The organism is Klebsiella sp. JN_Kp127 (assembly GCF_040062505.1).
GTDB classification, from domain to species: domain Bacteria; phylum Pseudomonadota; class Gammaproteobacteria; order Enterobacterales; family Enterobacteriaceae; genus Klebsiella; species Klebsiella quasipneumoniae.
On sequence record NZ_JBEAHS010000053.1, the window covers coordinates 106,987 to 124,385 of the forward strand.

The 17,399-nt window shown below is 50.5% G+C and carries 14 protein-coding genes; 3 read left to right on the plus strand and 11 right to left on the minus strand.

What is annotated here, in order from left to right:
• Nucleotides 1-175 precede the first annotated feature (175 nt).
• Complete coding sequence (locus ABLV04_RS22550) at nucleotides 176-448, plus strand: hypothetical protein (RefSeq protein ID WP_023322470.1); 273 nt, start codon at nucleotides 176-178, stop codon at nucleotides 446-448.
• A 201-nt stretch (nucleotides 449-649) separates the two neighbouring features.
• Nucleotides 650-1,558, plus strand: coding sequence for a kdo(2)-lipid IV(A) palmitoleoyltransferase (gene lpxP / locus ABLV04_RS22555; RefSeq protein WP_023322469.1), 909 nt, complete (start codon nucleotides 650-652; stop codon nucleotides 1,556-1,558).
• 131 nt (nucleotides 1,559-1,689) lie between these two features.
• On the opposite strand, the gene ABLV04_RS22560 is transcribed toward lpxP, so the two are convergent.
• On the minus strand, nucleotides 1,690-2,289 hold the full coding sequence (locus tag ABLV04_RS22560; RefSeq protein ID WP_062913846.1) for a recombinase family protein: 600 nt from the start codon (nucleotides 2,287-2,289) through the stop codon (nucleotides 1,690-1,692).
• Nucleotides 2,290-2,380: 91 nt separating this feature from the next.
• Between ABLV04_RS22560 and ABLV04_RS22565 the strand changes: the two genes are divergently transcribed.
• Nucleotides 2,381-5,536 (plus strand): SGNH/GDSL hydrolase family protein, encoded by a 3,156-nt coding sequence (locus tag ABLV04_RS22565; protein WP_348816211.1) that lies wholly within the window; start codon nucleotides 2,381-2,383, stop codon nucleotides 5,534-5,536.
• A 96-nt stretch (nucleotides 5,537-5,632) separates the two neighbouring features.
• Here the strand turns inward: ABLV04_RS22565 and ABLV04_RS22570 are convergent, their stop codons facing one another.
• The 10 genes from ABLV04_RS22570 to ABLV04_RS22615 all read right to left on the minus strand — a co-directional run bounded on the left by ABLV04_RS22570 (nucleotide 5,633) and on the right by ABLV04_RS22615 (nucleotide 17,373).
• Entirely contained in the window at nucleotides 5,633-6,442 is an 810-nt protein-coding gene (locus tag ABLV04_RS22570) for a hypothetical protein (protein ID WP_348816212.1), read from the minus strand.
• The gene (locus tag ABLV04_RS22575) at nucleotides 6,442-8,331 is read right to left on the minus strand and encodes a hypothetical protein (protein WP_348816213.1); all 1,890 of its coding nucleotides are present in this window, start codon (nucleotides 8,329-8,331) and stop codon (nucleotides 6,442-6,444) included. Before ABLV04_RS22575 ends, ABLV04_RS22570 begins: the two co-directional genes overlap by 1 nt.
• Nucleotides 8,332-8,409: 78 nt before the next feature.
• The gene (locus ABLV04_RS22580; RefSeq protein WP_348816214.1) at nucleotides 8,410-11,466 is read right to left on the minus strand and encodes a host specificity factor TipJ family phage tail protein; all 3,057 of its coding nucleotides are present in this window, start codon (nucleotides 11,464-11,466) and stop codon (nucleotides 8,410-8,412) included.
• On the minus strand, nucleotides 11,463-11,843 hold the full coding sequence (locus ABLV04_RS22585) for a nitrite transporter (RefSeq protein ID WP_325995798.1): 381 nt from the start codon (nucleotides 11,841-11,843) through the stop codon (nucleotides 11,463-11,465). The genes ABLV04_RS22580 and ABLV04_RS22585 overlap by 4 nt, the downstream gene beginning before the upstream one ends.
• Nucleotides 11,844-11,852: 9 nt before the next feature.
• On the minus strand, nucleotides 11,853-12,335 hold the full coding sequence (locus tag ABLV04_RS22590; RefSeq protein WP_325995799.1) for a DUF1833 family protein: 483 nt from the start codon (nucleotides 12,333-12,335) through the stop codon (nucleotides 11,853-11,855).
• Nucleotides 12,322-12,795, minus strand: coding sequence for a hypothetical protein (locus tag ABLV04_RS22595; protein ID WP_325995800.1), 474 nt, complete (start codon nucleotides 12,793-12,795; stop codon nucleotides 12,322-12,324). Before ABLV04_RS22595 ends, ABLV04_RS22590 begins: the two co-directional genes overlap by 14 nt.
• A complete protein-coding gene (locus tag ABLV04_RS22600; protein WP_348816215.1) occupies nucleotides 12,795-15,911 on the minus strand; it encodes a phage tail length tape measure family protein in 3,117 nt (1,038 codons plus the stop codon). Before ABLV04_RS22600 ends, ABLV04_RS22595 begins: the two co-directional genes overlap by 1 nt.
• A gap of 100 nt (nucleotides 15,912-16,011) precedes the next feature.
• A complete protein-coding gene (locus ABLV04_RS22605) occupies nucleotides 16,012-16,479 on the minus strand; it encodes a hypothetical protein (protein WP_131008383.1) in 468 nt (155 codons plus the stop codon).
• Nucleotides 16,480-16,546: 67 nt separating this feature from the next.
• Entirely contained in the window at nucleotides 16,547-16,723 is a 177-nt protein-coding gene (locus ABLV04_RS22610) for a hypothetical protein (protein ID WP_348816216.1), read from the minus strand.
• 167 nt (nucleotides 16,724-16,890) lie between these two features.
• A complete protein-coding gene (locus ABLV04_RS22615; protein ID WP_023159435.1) occupies nucleotides 16,891-17,373 on the minus strand; it encodes a hypothetical protein in 483 nt (160 codons plus the stop codon).
• Between the last annotated feature and the right edge of the window lie 26 nt (nucleotides 17,374-17,399).

Below are 17,399 nucleotides of genomic sequence, written 5' to 3' on the forward strand. Positions count from 1 at the left end.
CAGAAAGCAGGTAAACTAAGAAAAGATGCGGTTCTTGAGTGCCCTGCCTGCGGACTGCTCTTCAGACCTTCAGAATGCTGGTGTATCGGCGGCTGATCAGCTTCTGCCACTTAACGTCAGTGATGTCGGGAAATGACAACATTTCTCCTGTACTGCAGTTGTCGAGGGTATGATAATGAAATCTAAAAAAACTGTTTTTATTGAAGGACATATCCTGTCAAACAGCTGTCACGGGCAGGCCGGTCAACCTTTCTGTATTCACCGGGTCAGGTTTAGTAATGGTAAATATGCGATTATACGGGTGGCATCCGGGATATGTTTCAAACCAGGCGAAATTATTCAACGAAACGATTGTGAGTGGTTTTATAAATTTACCAAAATTCGGCTTCTTTCTTTTGAGTACCTTGATGATGATGAATCAAGAAGACAATTTCTTGAGTATCAATGATAAAACATGGATTTATAACAGAATAACTTTGTTGGCTTACAATTCATTCCTGACTCTTTAAATTCTTTACCAGTCATTGCAAAAATATTTTTTCTGAATTTAGATGGGTTTAAATTGTCTAAAACAAAATGTATCGCTCAAGACGAATTGCTTCATTGTTTTCCTTTTGCGTTATAACCTTCATTAGCATTAAGGAAATTTATGGCACAGACTTTTACTCATAATTTACTCCATCCCCGCTACTGGCTTACCTGGACTGGTTTGGGTCTGCTGTGGCTTCTCGTTCAACTTCCTTACCCGGTTTTACATACTCTGGGCTCTGGTCTTGGAAAAATATCCAGACCCTTTCTGAAACGCCGGGAAGGGATTGCGAGTAGAAATATCGAACTGTGCTTTCCCGAGATGACACCGTTTGCCCGGAGCCAGATGGTCAATAAAAACTTTGTTTCTCTCGGGCTGGGACTAATGGAAACAGGAATGGCCTGGTTCTGGAGCGATGCGAGAGTCAAAAAATGGTTTGATGTCGAAGGGCTTGAAAACCTGACCGGTGCGACCAGAGGGGTAATGGTTGTCGGGATACATTTTATGTCCCTTGAATTGTGTGGAAGAGTAATGGGGTTATGCCATCCTATGATGGCAACGTATCGTCCACACAATAATCCATTAATGGAATGGGTACAGACAAAAGGGCGTATGCGTTCAAATAAGGCGATGATTAATCGACGTAATTTATCCGGTTTTGTTCATGCGCTAAAAGCTGGTGAAGCCGTGTGGTTTGCACCAGACCAGGATTATGGATCTAAGGGAAGCGTTTTTGCACCTTTTTTCTCGGTAAAAAAAGCAGCCACGACGAACGGAACGTATGCTCTGTCAAAACTCGCTGGTGCAGACTTGCTCACACTTAGCATGATTCGACGTAGCGATAAAAAAGGTTATCACATGTATATCAGCAATCCGCTGTCAGGCTATCCAGGGGAGGACAAGGTCGCCGCAGCGGCTTATATAAACAAGATTATCGAGCGTGAAATTCTCCGTGCCCCTGAGCAATACCTGTGGATGCATCGCAGGTTCAAAACGCGTCCCGAAGGCGAAGCCTCTTTATATAATTGAACCATTCTACTTGTCATGTACCATGAATCTATCTTGCTGACTACTTTTTAACAGCAGCAGGTTTTACCACGTTGAAATCCTTAAGTTTATAAGGATGAGGCAATGTTTTTCGGGGAATTTCATAGTAGTCTTCAAACTATCTCCGATAATCCCTGCAATTTTCTACAAAGAGGTTCCCGAGTAAGTGCTACAGGGAGATATTTGTAAATCGTCTTCACCCCCACCCCTGTCACATCTGCGATCTGTTGTCGGGTAGCGCCGTTCTCCAGCATTCTGCGGCACCGCTCCACCACTTCTTCAGTCATTACCCGGCGGCGGCCACCGACTCTCCCCTGCTCCCTCGCAGCGGCTAAACCGGCGCGGGTACGCTCGACGATCAGCTCGCGCTCCATTTCCGCCAGGGCGCTCATGACGTGGAAGAAAAAACGGCCGGCCGGTGTCGAAGTGTCGATCGAGTCGGTCAGGCTGCGGAAATTCACCCCGCGCGCCTGCAGCTCCGACACGAGCGTAATTAGATCGCGCACGCTGCGGCCCAGCCGGTCAAGTTTCCAGACCACCAGCACATCACCAGGTCGCAGCCGCCGCAAGGCGCGCTTTAACCCTGGCCGCCGGGCATTTTTCCCGCTGGCCATATCCTCAAAAACCAGCTCACATTCTGCGCGGATCAGCGCGTTTTTCTGTAAATCGAGGTTTTGATCCCCGGTTGAGACCCTGGCATAGCCAATCAGCACTATCTAACTCCTTGAAATAGCTGATTGTAAAAAGCTCCTTTTATTCGCACAAACCCTCGTTTAGGCGAAATGACTTTTTGGAGCAAAAAACATGGCCTATGTTCCACCCGTAGGGCAGACCACTGACCCCGATATTTTTATGGAAAACGTGAAGCGGGCCGATCAGTTGATTAGTGGGCCTGCTGGTACCGTGCCTGACCGTGGCGGGGAGCCGCTCGATACCTGGCGCGAAATGATGGCGAAAAACGATGAGGTGCGGCAAAACATCATCCCGCTGAGCAAACAGTACATGACGCTGGCGGCGGCACAGGCTGATATCGCCAATATCCCGGTGGGCTCAACCACGTATTACCGCAGCCAGGATAACAGCGCACTCGCTATTGAGGTCATGAATGTTAGCGGGACGCTGCAACCTACCGGGCGTCGTATGACTTCACAGAAAGCCGTAGAAGGGATTATTCCCAGCCTGGTGGGACCCGGAGTGAACCTGTTCAACAAAGGCGCGGTTATTTCTGGTTTTTATCTGTTTGAGGGAACGGGAGTTCCTCGGGCGAATCCCGATTACTGCTATTCAGAAAAAATTTCAGCCGTGGCCGGGGGGGCTTATACTTCCAGGCTACTCACCAGAGTGGTCAGCTTTTTTGACAGTAATGATAATTTTTTATCTGATTTGTCATCGGTTCTGGCGTTTACTGTTCCTGCCGGTACTGCATATTTCATTGTTTCCGTACCACTGGTAAACATTGATACGTATCAGGTAACGTTCGGTGCAGGTGAAATGCCCTACCGGGCTTACCAGTCTGTATTGCGGAATGAAATCAAAGGCGCGCCAACAAATACGTATAAATCGCTGGGGTTTGCTAACGGGAAAAATTTGTTTAACCCTGCCGAGGCTATGGCCGGCGTGCATCTTTCCAGTATCGGTACCATCCTGACAGATGCCGATACCAGCATGACCGTATCAGGGTATATTTCCGTCGATCCAGCGGTGCCACATTGTGTCGATCACCCGTGGAAAGCTACAGCATACTACGACGCTAAGGGCATGTTTATCAGCCGCCAGTATGATTCATCCTATTCAACAAAACCTGTCAACCCGCTGACAATACCGCCGACCGCCGCCTATATGAGGATAGAAATTCCTTCTGTCGTGGTGTCTGTCACCATGGTGGAAAGGAATAACAAGGCCACCGAATTTGAGCCGTTTAAAACTAAGGCTCCCTCAGTATTTTCAGGGGTGCCGGTAGTCTTTTCTGATCCCGTAAAGGCTCTGACCGAAACAGACCTATATGGTCCTGGTACGAACCTGTTCAATAAGAACAATGTGGTTGATGGATATATCAACGAATTTGGAACATGGTTCCCGGTCCCGGCGGGTAGTGGGTCCGTATACATCACTTCGGAATATATCAAGGTGTCGGCAGGTAATATCCTGAGCTCAAACAGGTCGATGCGATTCATTAACTTCTACGACTCGGATAAAAAATATCTGTCGTCGGTGTCGGCGGTTAATGTTGTTACTGCCCCAGAGTCCGCGGGATATATGAGAGTGACCACGCTCCTGTCAAACAAAGATGCGATGTTTATAGCCAAATCGCCAACACTGCCACCCGTTGAAGACTATGTGCACGTCATGCGTAAAGTGCTTCCTGACGGTTTTCAGATTCGTATTCCAGGTGATATCGTTAATGGCGATGAACTGGATATTAACTTTGTTTCACATGGCTTAATGGCACTTGGAAAAAACCTGTTCAACAAAGAAACTGTCCAGTCTGGGTACATCAATGAATCAGGCTCTGTTATTTCCCCTGATTCACGGTATGTGTATTCAGATTATATCCCGCTCGCCTACAACACTTCGTATGCGCTCTTAGTTGGCGCTCGCTTTATTGCGTATTACAACGCCAGTAAAGCGTTCATCCGCGCTGACGCATCATCTGTGCAGGCGCTAACATCCTTCGCGACTGATTCTACAATCGCATACGCGCGGATCACTTTTGGATCAGACCGATATATCGATGCACAGGTTGAGAAGGGGGCGACCGCAACCGCATTTGAGGAGTATGCATATTATTACCTGTCTGAGATGCCCGACGGAACGCCGGTCAAAATGAAAACCTCCGGTGAGGTTACGACAGAGGCAATTCCGGATGTTTTTGGCATTGAGCGTCTGCGTGAAACCCATATGCGGATGACGAAAATGACCTTCGCCGAAGCGGTCAGGCTGGTCGTTGCGATGCTGGGGGACAGCTACACCAGGACGTCAGCGCGTTACGTGCTGAAGGTGGCGCAAATGCTGTGGCGTTATTTCAACAACGCAGGCACTGCCGCCACGGTTCCGCCTGTTGGTTACGGCTGGCGTTCGTTCGGGTATGACGGCAACGCCGATAACACCGATGTTATCGGCACATCTGTTATTCAATCAGGGTTTACCTGTGCGTATAACACCGGTCACGGTCCGGACATTTCATCTGTGACAGCTGCTGCCAGCGGCGCGACGATTTCATATAGCCAGAATTTTTCACAGGGCTTTGACTCGTTCCTGTTCGCTGAGGGTGGCTCAGGGGTGATTCAATACCAGGCCACTGGGAGCAATCCTGTAACGATTGACCTTACCGCTTATCCGGCAGGTATGCAGGTTGTGCCGCTTTCATTGCCGACAACTGGCAGTGGGACGGTAACGTATACGGTCATCACTGCGCCTGTGACGCTCTACGGTGCGAATATCCTTAATCAGACCGCGTCAGGTGTTTTGATTCATAAAATGGGAGGGAGTGGCTCGCATAGTAACCATTGGGTCAATGCGATGGATCAGCGCTGGCTTGATGCGTTTGAAGAGCTCGGTGCGGACCTGGTAACTATCATGCTGGGAACCAACGACCAGGGCGCCCAGTTGTCAGCCACAACCTTCCGGACAAATATCCTGACAATGATTGATCGGGTGCGTTCAGTAAGGCCTACAGCCGATATTCTGTTGATTTGTCCGGCGGAGAATAACCGGCCAACGGGAAATTCAATTCCTATGACAACCTATGCGGGGGTTATGTATAAAATTGCGCGGGATGATCGTGATGTCGCTTTTCTTAATCTTCAGGCGTCCTTCGGTTTAAACCATGAAGATTACGCAGCTGGCTCAGCCAGACCGTGGATGATAGGTGACGGGTTACATCCTGATCCGTCAACAGGAGGGTATGCAATTGCGGGGGCAATCGTGCGGGCACTGGGCCTGCCGATATTCTTCCGGTGATATTTCACAGGTATATCCTGCTGTGCCTAAGGCAATAAACATAAAGCAAAATCATCCCCCGGCTCAAACCGGGGGATGAATGAAAAGGTTACGTGATTAACTGAATCTGTTGGCGCACAGGTTGTAATCGGCAGTCAGTATATCGGTGGCCGTCAGGCCGGATGTACCGACATCATCAACCCGTGCGCGATACAGCATACCTGTCCAGGACAACGGAAACGGATTGCTCGTTCCAACCCGGCGCGTCGTGGGCTCTCCGGGGGGTGTCACCGCCAGCGCAGATGTTGAGGTAAACACCACCACCTTATCGATATAGGCGCGAACAGTATGCTGCGTACCATCCGCGCTGAACTCGCATTCAACGGCGAACTGATGGCGTACACCGTCAAACAGGGGGAGCAGATTACTGGTCGCCACGTAATTTTTTCCACGTACGGCCAGCTCTATTTTAGTCGGTTGTCCGGTTGCATCGGTCGTCGGCACAACTGATAAAAGCGCATTCGCATAGCCGTTTGTCTCGGTCGTGGAAAAATGCAGGAGCTGGTTGTTGAAAGTGGACATGGACCCGGCTTTCGTAACTTTTACCCAGGCCATAAACAGCCAGTGCGTATCACTGACTTTCATGCAACCGGCGGCATCCAGATCAAACCCGTCGTTTTTTACGCCAGCAAACACCATGCCTTTGTTTGCTGCGCTGTAGGTTTTAGCTAGGGAAAACGCCCCGGTGTGATCGTTATAGGTTAGATCGTGGATTATCGCTCCAGCAGCTAAATTTTTACCTCCTCCCATTGCGTCGACGGCCATATCAAATACGCTACGGGTACCTTTATTAATGCTTTTATCGCGATAAAATTTCTTCCCGGTATCGTTAACTATTCCCTTTAACACCTCAATTCTTCCGCTCATTACAATACCCACCCTTTTAATTTCATAAAGTTGTAAACGAACTCGGCATTGACATCTGCTCCGGCATACAGCGCATATTCTGGTGTGACTGAACCAGATATACTCTGGCTGGGGTGCAAATTGTCGTAACGTAACGACCTCGGCGTTACGCCATTACTGATATCTTCGACATCCCCGGGCGACGTCGGATTATAATGATTTATAAAATTTTGCAGCAGATCGACTCCATTAATCTGGCAATAATTATCTGGAAAATTCTGTTTATATAAGTTATTTAAAATACGGACGTAATTATTATTGGTTGAACCAGTTGGCTCAGTCCCTCCAGGGAAATCAGGCAAAATAACAAAGCGCTTTCCTATCGATTTAAGCCATGACACCATCACCTGCGCGTTGCTGATTATTAAATCAATCTCAGAAATGTTATTTCGACCCAGCCAGAAAATATTAATACACTCATCATGCTGATCGTACCGGGTTCCGCCCGGCGCGCCGTTTGTTACTGAAAACCCTGTTATCGGATAAACGATCACCGGAGTGGGCACACTGACTGTCACCGCAGCGCCTGCAGCAGTCCTGGTAAACGTCGCATTCGTCCCGTCCCAGCCAAACATCCCGTCAATACCCGCAAAGGAGCAGGCAATACTGGTGGCGGCAGCATTACCAAAAATGCGATTTGGGCCGGGTTTCGCGGGGCTTAACGTCACTGCACCAGATGCAGGAATGACTCCGCCAGCAGGCATGTAAAAAGTGCGGACTGCTCCCTGGCGGCTGGCGATACCTTCCGATGTCAGACCGGACTTGCCGAAGTTATAGGTATAAATGCCTGTCAGCTGGGCAAGCCGTGAAAGAAAGCGGCCGTTCTCCATGAAGCTGTGTCCCCAGCCGACAATTTTAGGCCTGGCGATATAGGGATATTCTTTAAAGTCTGGCCCATCGGCATAGAACAACCCGCCGGGGGCGCTGTCGGCTCTGTCTGACGTCCATACGATCCGGTTCAGAATATCCGGGCGGGGGTTCGTTTCGTTACTGTTTCCTGACGTTATGGCGATTTCTTTCTTATTCTCAGTGTCATAAACGCGAACCTGTGATTTCCCGCTGGCGTCGATCTGCGTGAATGGTGCGTAGGGGTTAACTTTTGGCGGTTGTAAAGAGAACAGATACGCCTGATACCACAGGGGCGCATTCTGGATATAGTAATCCAGATCAAACTGAATGTTTTTCTCTTCGTCCAGGATGACATATCTCGCGGGGTTCAGCTCATATTCACCCGATGCGGAGCTGAATCCGGTTGTGCCGCTGAGCACTTCGAGGTTTGTTTTATCCATCGTTCCCAGGATACCGGCAGGATTAATACTCTTCCCGTTAACGGACAGGCCACAGAAATCAAATAAGCCGTTTTTCAGCGCGATCAGAATGTTGTATTCGCTGTCTACCACAACAGAATCGTATTCATCGTTTAATTCTGTCATCGTCCTGAATGTCGTGGTTTCAGACAGCGCAACCAGGGGGATCAATTTACTGACCACAATATCGGAGGGCATACGCCTGCCGGTCGCGGTGAGTGTGCCGCTGATATTGATGTATTCATCTGCGAGAGCATCGTCGGCTGTGCTACGAACGAACGTCGCAGAGCCGGGCGGAATGTTCGCGATATCCGCCTGCGCTTCCGGGAGGGTCATATACTGACGGCTCAACGGAACTAGGTTGCGCCGGATATCGTCCAGTGTATTCGAAATCCGCGACATGATACCTCGCCAGGTATCCAGGTCAGCCCCGGAGCGGTCAGGGAAAACCAGTGTCAGGCCATTCAGCAAATTATCCAGGCGAGTGGCGTTATCGAGCAGCACCGCGGGCGAAGTGCTCCCAAGTGGCGGATCAAAGGCCATGTTTTTTTGCTCCAAAAAGAGGCTTCGCCCAAACGAGGGTTTAAGCGAAAGAAAGTTAATCGGGGGTTTTAGTGGGTGTTACGCGACGTTTCCGGGGTATGTGGCGTCGTCGTACTGATAGAAAATCTCGGAATATTGCCGGGCAGTTATCGAGCAGGTGCCGTCTGACGGCGATCCTATTTCGTCAAAAATGGCATCGTAATAACTGCGTGTGGAGCTGCAGAAAATGAGCCGCGGTGGTTCGATGCACGGATCGTCAAGGAGGATATCGTCAAAGGCTGGCTGCCACGGTACCGTAAGTTCATAATCTCCTACCCGCGTGGCCACCAGCAGCCCTGATGCGGACCCGTCCTGATAACGTAAAAGCGCCCGTGGATTTTCAAACGACCAGTCGAGCGGCTCTGTCACCAAAAACGTTGTCTGTCCGCCACCGGTGGACATATCGACGACAAGAGTGCTCACTGTGTTATTACCCGGAATATCATCGGTGAGCAGGATGCGATCGCCGAACTGATAAACGAGTGCTTCAAGCTCTGTACTGGTCGAGTGCCCAAGCCGCTGATGCAGATATTTCATCAGTCGCCGCATGCCAATTCGATATGCACGGTTTGGATCCAGAACGCCATCAAGCGTATATTTCTCAACTTTCCTCGGCGTTGGGTTGTTCGGCGTCCGGCATTGCACCGTTTCCTCCGCCCACGTCGTGGCATTGATATACGTCACATCGACGCCATCGTAATCATCAGCCGACGGCGCAGAAAACGTGGTTTGCAGCTCCTCTGTCATTTCATGAGGGCTGATAATGCCGGACCAGTTTTTGACCCCTTCCCGGCCAACCGATGCCAGCCCGTCACTCAGCAGGAAATACGATTTCCCCGCATTGGCGATTTTTTGCAGCATTTCGAGGGATGAAATACTGTCGCCAGTGGCGTAGTCAAAATACTCGCTACCTGGCGTCCAGTAGGTGGATTCCAGCACATCAATCGCCTCGGCATCCATTGCCAGCCCCAGAGAGCGCCCTACGTGATAAAGAGCACCTGAGATGCTCCGCGCTGCACCGGTCTCATAAATACGCGTACCAACCACGTTAACGCGCCGGTCTGACTGTGCGGCCAGAACCCCCCCGGTTTCAACCGTGGCCGCCATAAGCGTCACACCAGCATAGGATAACGGCCGCGCCAGCAACCGACCCCGGAGAGCATGCCAGAACATCGAATCCCTGGCGTTGTTCGAACCCTGCTCGTTACGCCGGCGGCAGCGGACTTCTACCAGGCCCGGCACGTCAAGATTAAACCGCTCAGTAAAACCCAGACCATTGACGTTCTGCAGGGCATAGACCCCCTGTTTACTCGTCCAGCCGGAACCTGACCCATATACACGGTACTGAATTTCCCACTCGCAATGACGGATCCGTTTTTTCCCTTTGCTGTCGAAACCGCAGATTCCCGACGGAAACGAAAAATTCACCTCGAAGGCATCCACCACCTCATTTTCAGGGCAGGCCAGAAATGGCCCCATCCAGGTGTTATTGTCATTAATGCCGGTAGCCGCATAGTCGATCATCGTGCGCGGTGAAAAGCCGGGCCAGTATGCATCAACGGCGCCATCAATTATCCGCTGAACAGTTGCTGTCGTGCCGTCGGCTTCTGCAATGCGGTACTCGTTACCGCGATGTGACAGCGCCAGCCGTTGCGTCCCTTCAGGGATACCTGAGAAAGCAGCCCCGGCGGCGCTACCATAGGCCAGGGTGACATTTGCTGTAATCGCCGGCGTACCGCCACTGGATGCCGTGCCAGCGGTAAATTCCGGCATATCACCAAAAACGGAAACCGGAAGCGATGATGTTGTGATAGAACCACCGCGCCATGGACTCGATATCTCAACAATGCGCACCACCCCGCCATCATCATGAGCGATGAGGCCGGAACCAGTGATCCCTTCGTTAATCGCTGACAGCAACCCGGACATAGTGCCGTAGTTTGCCACGAGCGAGATCGTGTATGTGGCCCCCTGCCAGGCCAGGGTAAACGTCTGGCCTGTTACTGAGAAATCGTAGGTCGTTGGCGCTGCATTCCCGCGCAACACTGCGGCAGTTCCACCCACGCCCGGCACAGCGGCCTGACCAGGGGTGTAAGTGGCTATGAACAGGTCATATTCCGATCCGTTGATTTCCAGGGTTACAGGCATTCCAGTTGATGGGTTGAGCTCCATGAGGGTATCGCTCGCCAGCACACTAAACCCTGATGAGGTAGAAACAGCAAAGTTGGCCGGGGCGATTATCGTCACCAGCGCACCTTCCACCCAGGATTCGGGTAATGCATCCTCTTCATCGTCATTGTTGTCGTCATGAAGCCCAGAAAACGTTACCGATGCGCCAGAAACTGTCATGCTGTCCGCGGTGATATCCGTGGAATCAGGTGACGTCTGGGCCATATCCAGACCTGATCCGCTGGACGTACCACCAACTTCTGTACTGTTAAACCAGTTTTCACTTCGATGGTCTCCCGATACATCCGCACCAGGAGGAAAAACGTTGTAGGAAAACTTGCTACCGAGACTCGTCGCAGGACTTGAGCCAACGCGGATATCACCGTTTGTAAACGCGATATCTCCAACACCCAGGCAAACCAGCATTTCAACGATCATGCGGGTCGGGTCGTTTGGATCAAAGCGAGTTACCGGCTGCACCACGTAATCAGGGTAAATGCGATATCGACCAAACAGCTCACGAATGGGATCGCCGAGTTTTGCCGTATTGGCTTTTGCCGGGTTTAAATCGAGTCCAAGGCCATTTGTCGATGAATAACCGCCACCCTTATCCATCGTGGACATCATGTAAATGGAATAGGCCGCTGAAGCAACCGCAACGGCTATCGCTGCCCAGGCTGCAATTTCAAGACCCGTTCCGTAAGGGACGGGATACATTCGAACATCACTGTCAGCTTTAAGCAGGCACAAGGGCCACTGATTTAGAGGGAGGGGCTTACCGTTTATTTCTACAGCGATCGGGTGCGTCGTTGCCGTCGAGTAGTCCTTGACGTTTTTCAACATCCAGTCGTGCAAAGTCAGCGTGCCATGTTCGTGTTTCTCCAGCGGCTCACCCGGCAGCCGGGAAGGGAAAATACGGATCGTCATCGCCAGAACTCCACCTTGATAAACCGACGCTTAAACCGCCATACGGGCATAAACGTTACGTTTGAGCCGGGATTGCATTCGGCGACCTGCAGCTGATTATCCAGAAGAACCACGACCCCTACATGGGTCACGGTTGAGCCGGAATAGCAAGCTACCCCAGCCCCCTCACAAGGCTCGCAGCGTTCAAGACGCAGCATCAGTTTTCTTGCCTCACGGTCGAGGCCGCCGCCGTCTTTTGTGACGCCGGCGAAGTCTGGCCATTCAGAAAGCCCCAGATCCCGCCGGATTTCATTCACGATGCCAAAACAGTCGAATTGCGGATGCACTCTGCCGCCCTTCAGCCAGGTGACTGAACGGTATTTGTCAGGATTGAACATGGAGGAACCTCAATTCATGTAGCGTAAACCGGGGAATTCATTCAGGGTGTAGCGGAAGCGTGGCCACGCAGTATCAAGCACATTCATATAACCGGCGGTGATTTGTGCCTGTAAAGCCGTCCATGAGCCCGATTTTATTGCGAGTTTATACGGCACAGAAGCTGGAGCATTCAGATCAGTTGAGACATATTGTCTGTAAGTCAATTCACCGATTGTCAGGTTAGTCAGAGCATCACGAATAGCCGTGCTCACCTCGCCATCGATATTACTGATCGCAAACTGTAAATCCTGGGTGCCATCGCTGTTTCGGGCCGGTAGAGCAATATCAATAGAGGATGATTTGAACGTGATGCTATCGCCGTTTTCAGTCGTCGCCGTAATGTCGTCGTAACCCTTACAGAAAAAGTGGACTGTGGAACCAATATTAATTTGCAGCGTTTCAATAATGATTTCCGATCCGCTGCTGGCATAAAGTCGGTTAAGTATTGTCATGCTTCGGCCACTCCTTATTAAGCGCAATATCAAGCAATGAACTACCTACAATCCACTCAGGGTAATTTCCCCAAGGCGCAGGCATAAGCGGTCGCTCCCACAGTTCCAGCGTGGCGGAATAACGCCAGTAGATTGGTGCCACCAGCACCGGTCCTTGATAGATATCCGTAAAGCGGCATTTGTAGAACTTTACGCCTGCGGGGGTCTGTAACTTCATCATGAACCAGGCCGCACCATCGGAAAGAGCATCCCGGAACCATGATTCAAACGCCAGACCCTGAGCGTCAGTCTCCATAAACCAGGCAACGGTCGCCTGAGTCGGGGTTGATGTATACGCCCGACGCTGCCGCGCGCGACCGGTAATCTTTTCTGTACGCTTCAGAGGGCTAACCGGCTGGAATCCGTACCCTTCCTGTAAAGGCATGGGGAGATAGTCGTGCGGGTAGTAGATATCGGCCATCAACCTATCCCCCTTCCCGGGTATTTATTACGCATTGCGTTACCAACTTTCCCATCCCCCTTCAACACTTGCGATGCAATCTGATTAATCGCATCTGTTGTCGCCCGCTTCTGCGTTTGAGCCATGGAGAGAGTCATTTGATCAGGTGTAACACCGGGCGGCGTATGGAAATGCTGCTCAATGGGAGCATGGATGGTGGTCTTGCTGCTGTTGTCGCTGTTAACGTTCTGAACACCAGTACCAAACCCTGTGCGCCCCAGAGTTGCATCAAGCGGTTGGCCATTTCGAAGTGCCTCAAGCTGAGACACGCCGAGCCGGTTCGTTGACGCCTGGTCAAAGACATACTCACCTTTGTGGACTATGCCGGCTGGCTGATATTTACCGCCGGGACCGGTATAGCCACCGGAAGCGAAGCCAACGGCTCCGATTGACTGGATGTTTGAGACGATACTGGCAGTCTGCGCAGCGATTGAGGCCATAGCGATGATGTTGGCCGGATAAGGCGCGCTTACTGCCCCACTTGCTATAGCCTGCTGGATTTTCACCATAGAGTCAGCGATAGCGAATGCCTTGCTCGCAGCAAAAGCAACCTTGTAGATTGCCGATTGCTCACCAAACCCCGTTCGCATGATTTCAGCGGTGCTATCAAACAAGGACTGCGTGGCCGCAGATATGATGGTGTTTTTCTGAGCCTCTATGACCTGATTTGCATCCGCCGCACGTTGACGAATAGAGGTCATTCTGGCCTCACCCTCGGCAGTTATTTCACCGGCCTTCGCATAAGCTTCCTCCTGAGCTGCCAGCCAGCGCTGGAGCTCTTGCTGAGCCTGGTCATATTCGTTGATTTGCCCCTGCATCCCCTCAAAAGTTCCAGAGAGTCGCCCTCCTGTGGGTGTCAGGTTTCCTACAATATTACGAACCGTCGAGGGCAGTTGCATATCGGTGTTTTGATAAATATCTGCCCGCGTTTTTTCATATTCACCGGGTTTCAGTTGCCCGGTTGCTTTGGCTTTCTCCAGCAGTTCAAGGCGGGTTTTAAGCAGATCGTTGGTCCGCTCATCCTTCGTCTTTACCTGTTCCTGCATCTTCCGGTAATCGTCCAGGGTTTTTACGGAGTTTTGCAGTGCCTCCTGCTGCTTATATGCCTGGAGGATTTCATCTGAACGGGAAAGGATCGACTTCTGGTCAGCGGTGAGCTGCGTTTTAGATTTGAGGTCAGCAATCTGCTGCTCGAACTTGATCCGTGCCTGTGTCGCGCTGTTAAGCTTGTCACTGGCATCCAGCTGGGACTGCATGGCGATAGTCTGCTGGTTTATCTGATCAAGCAGCCGGGTTGCTGCGTCCTCTGTATAGGCTTTTTCTTTGTGGATCTTAGGCTGTCCAGCTTTTTTGGCCTGCTCAAGTTCCTTTTCTCTTACAGCAATTAGCGCATTGGCCTGATCGATTGCTTCTTTATTTCCTGAGAAAGCAATTTTTCTGGACTGTGCTCTTGCCTCCTTTAACCGAGCTTCTGCACCGGCAACCCTGTCTACCGCCAGATACTCCTTATTAATCCAGTCTACGGAATTTTTTACCGCCTTATTACCTTCAATGGTAAGTGTGTTCATCGTGGTTTGCAGATCTAATGCCTGGCCGATAAACCTCATCGTAGGGTCAATTGCGCCACCAAGCGCTACGTTTTGCCTACCCTTATCCGCTGCTGTGTAATAATTTTTGACCTCAATAGCTGCAGCTGTCCACGAATCACCTATTTTCAGGATCTCCCGTCGATGCTGATCAATATCAGCATTCAAGGCGGTGAAATTAGCAGAATCCTTGTATTGGGCTACCTTCGTCCTTGCCTCGTCATAACTAAAACCAACGTCGATTAGCTTATTTATTGCTTCGCTCGCACCGTCATTAGTTGTTATAAACATACTACCGACTTCATCGATCGTCTGACCCGTCTTATCAGATATAGCAACCATGTTAAGTGCAAGTCGCTCAGCGACATCTCCGCTAGCACCAAGGGACGTTGTGGCTATTTTTGTCGCAGCATCAATTTCCTGTCGGTTCTGATAGACGGCATAAGTTAGCAACCCAACTGAAGCAGCTGCCACGCTATAGGGATTAACCAGCCCCATGACATATGTGCCAACGCCCTTGATCGCTGGCCCAATGCCGCCGAACATATCTTTGATCTGACCGCCCTGCTGCATAAGGACCATAAACGGTGACTGCCCGGTAGAAAGACCGACAACGATATCGGTCATCTGAGCAGGGATCATACGCATAGCATTGGCAGTCTGAGCTGCAGATTGGCTTGTTTTACCCAATTGCGTCTGGGTTTTCTCCAGAGCATCGCGGGATTCAGCAAGTTTGCTGTTGAGGCGATCGTAAGCCAGGGGCGACAGCATTCCGGATGTTTTAGCTGTATCCAGCTGGCGCTGCTGCTCGTTCAGGCGGCGGAATGCTTCACCTACGGGATCTATTTGGGCTTCAAGACGACGCAGCGCAGTTACCTGCTCATCATGTGCTTTTACAGCCTCGCGCTCGGCTTGTGCTTCGCCGGTTACTTCCCGACGAGTCTCCTGAAGTTTTTTGCTGTAGGCATCATATTGGGAAGTATTAATTGCCCCCGATTTAAAGGCGGTATTGAGTTCGCTTTGCTGTTGTTCGAGATTGCGAAGCGCAGCTGCCAGAGGATCGATTTTATCGAGCATTCTCTGAAATGCATCAGCCTGCGCCTCCTGCTGAGCAGCAGCTAATTTGCTGGCCTTCTCTGCTTCTCGTTGAGCTTGTGCAACACCACTTAGTTCCTCAGTGGTGTCATTCAGCATCTTGGACAGCGAACGAAACTCTTCCTCGTCAATTAGCCCCTTATCGAAGTATTTTTTTAGCTCACTATAGCGGCGACCGACTTTATCAATTGCAGCACCAACCGGATCAATGGCTGCTCGCAATTTATTGAGAGCATCTTTTTCCTCGTCAGTCGCTTTTGTCACTTTGAACATGCTGGTTACGGCTTTATCACCAGACTGAGTCATCTTATCAAGCGCAACAGTAAGGCTGTCAGCCTGCTTCTCTGCCCCGGAGCTGTCCAGGCGTATCGCTAGCCGTGATTCTTGTTCTGCCATTTACCTTATCTCCGGGCAATAAAAAACCCGCCAATAAAGCGGGTTAGGAAATACTTAAAAAATGATAATCAGTGAAGGCTATCTTCGTCCCTCGATTGAGTTACTGCAATTTAACGCCTCCCATAACAAACCGTTTGTCATCTTTGTTATAGGCTTCAAAATTTAAGGATTTCCCTTCATTGGATCTAACGATATTTACTTCACCATTGTCGCCACCAACGCCTTTCATTGTGAAGGTAGTTGTCTCCTGACCAGCAAAGGTGTTACTGCTGATATCGCTTTGATAGTAAGCCTTGCCGTCAATAATCATATCTACCATCCCGCTGTTATGCAGGTACAGCTTGGTATGATGCCACTTTCCCGTCCCGGTTAAATCGCCAGTGAGGAATTCACAGTTAAAGGAAACATCGCCTTTTTTACATTCCGACGTTATTTCCTCTTTCCCCGTAGCTATCATCTCAGCAATAGAAGGTGGGTCTTTAGGAGGGAGTAGTTTTGATATTTGAAACTTGTCATCACAGCCCAACAATGCCATTAAACCAAGCCCGACCACCAAAACCCTTTTCACATCCCTATCCTCATCATTAACATTTGCTCACAGATTAGCACAGGAAAAGATGGGGACAATGATATGACTACTTCACTTTTGCCTGTCTTTTCTGCTCTTCAGCCCACTCAGCCCACTCAGCCCTCCAGGCATCATCGAGGGCCAGTATTGCTGAGTCAAACTCAATGCGGTCGATCAGGATGGTGCGCGATGCCAGGTAAAGCTCAATATCGTTCAGGGATAGAGGGAGCGGCACTCCGGCCATGCCGGCATACTTCCTGCCGCGCGATATCATGGCGTAAGCGTTGAGGATCTCCCCAGTGACCGCATCGATTTCAGGCTCTGGAATGGGTGGGAGATTTAGCTTCTCCCTGCGCCACTTTGCTTTCTCGCCCTGCTCGCCGGCGAAATCATTTAGCCACTTTTGGGCCTCTATGGCTTTTTTACGGTTTCCTGAGTCTGCTGCTCCTTACCCTGAGCAATGTTTGCCGCCTCAGCCAGTATCAGCCAGTATAGCGCCGGGTGCTGTTTCAGCATGGCGGCCCCAAGTTCTGGGGTGTAGTCGAGAGCAACCTCTATGCCGTCGACTAACTGACCTACTCCCTCCCAGCCTTTCAGCAGGAACCGAGCGGCGTTATCGATCAGCAGGTCATCAACAGAGTCGATATCGTCTACGCTGGCGAGATTAAAATCCGTTGTCCCCACCTTATAACCTGCGTCCATCTTATCGATGTGGCGGCGCACCAGCGCGTTACGAGAACGATATTGAGGATTCTCGCTGCTGGCCACCAGCAGGCGAAGTTTGAACAGCGATTCTTCTTCCGGCGAGAATTCCTTTTTGCTGCCTTCTGGCTTTTTGTAGGGATAAAACCAGCGCTCGCCATTTAAATCAATTTTCGGGGTAACAATCAGCATAAAAACTCCATAAAAAAAACCTCCAA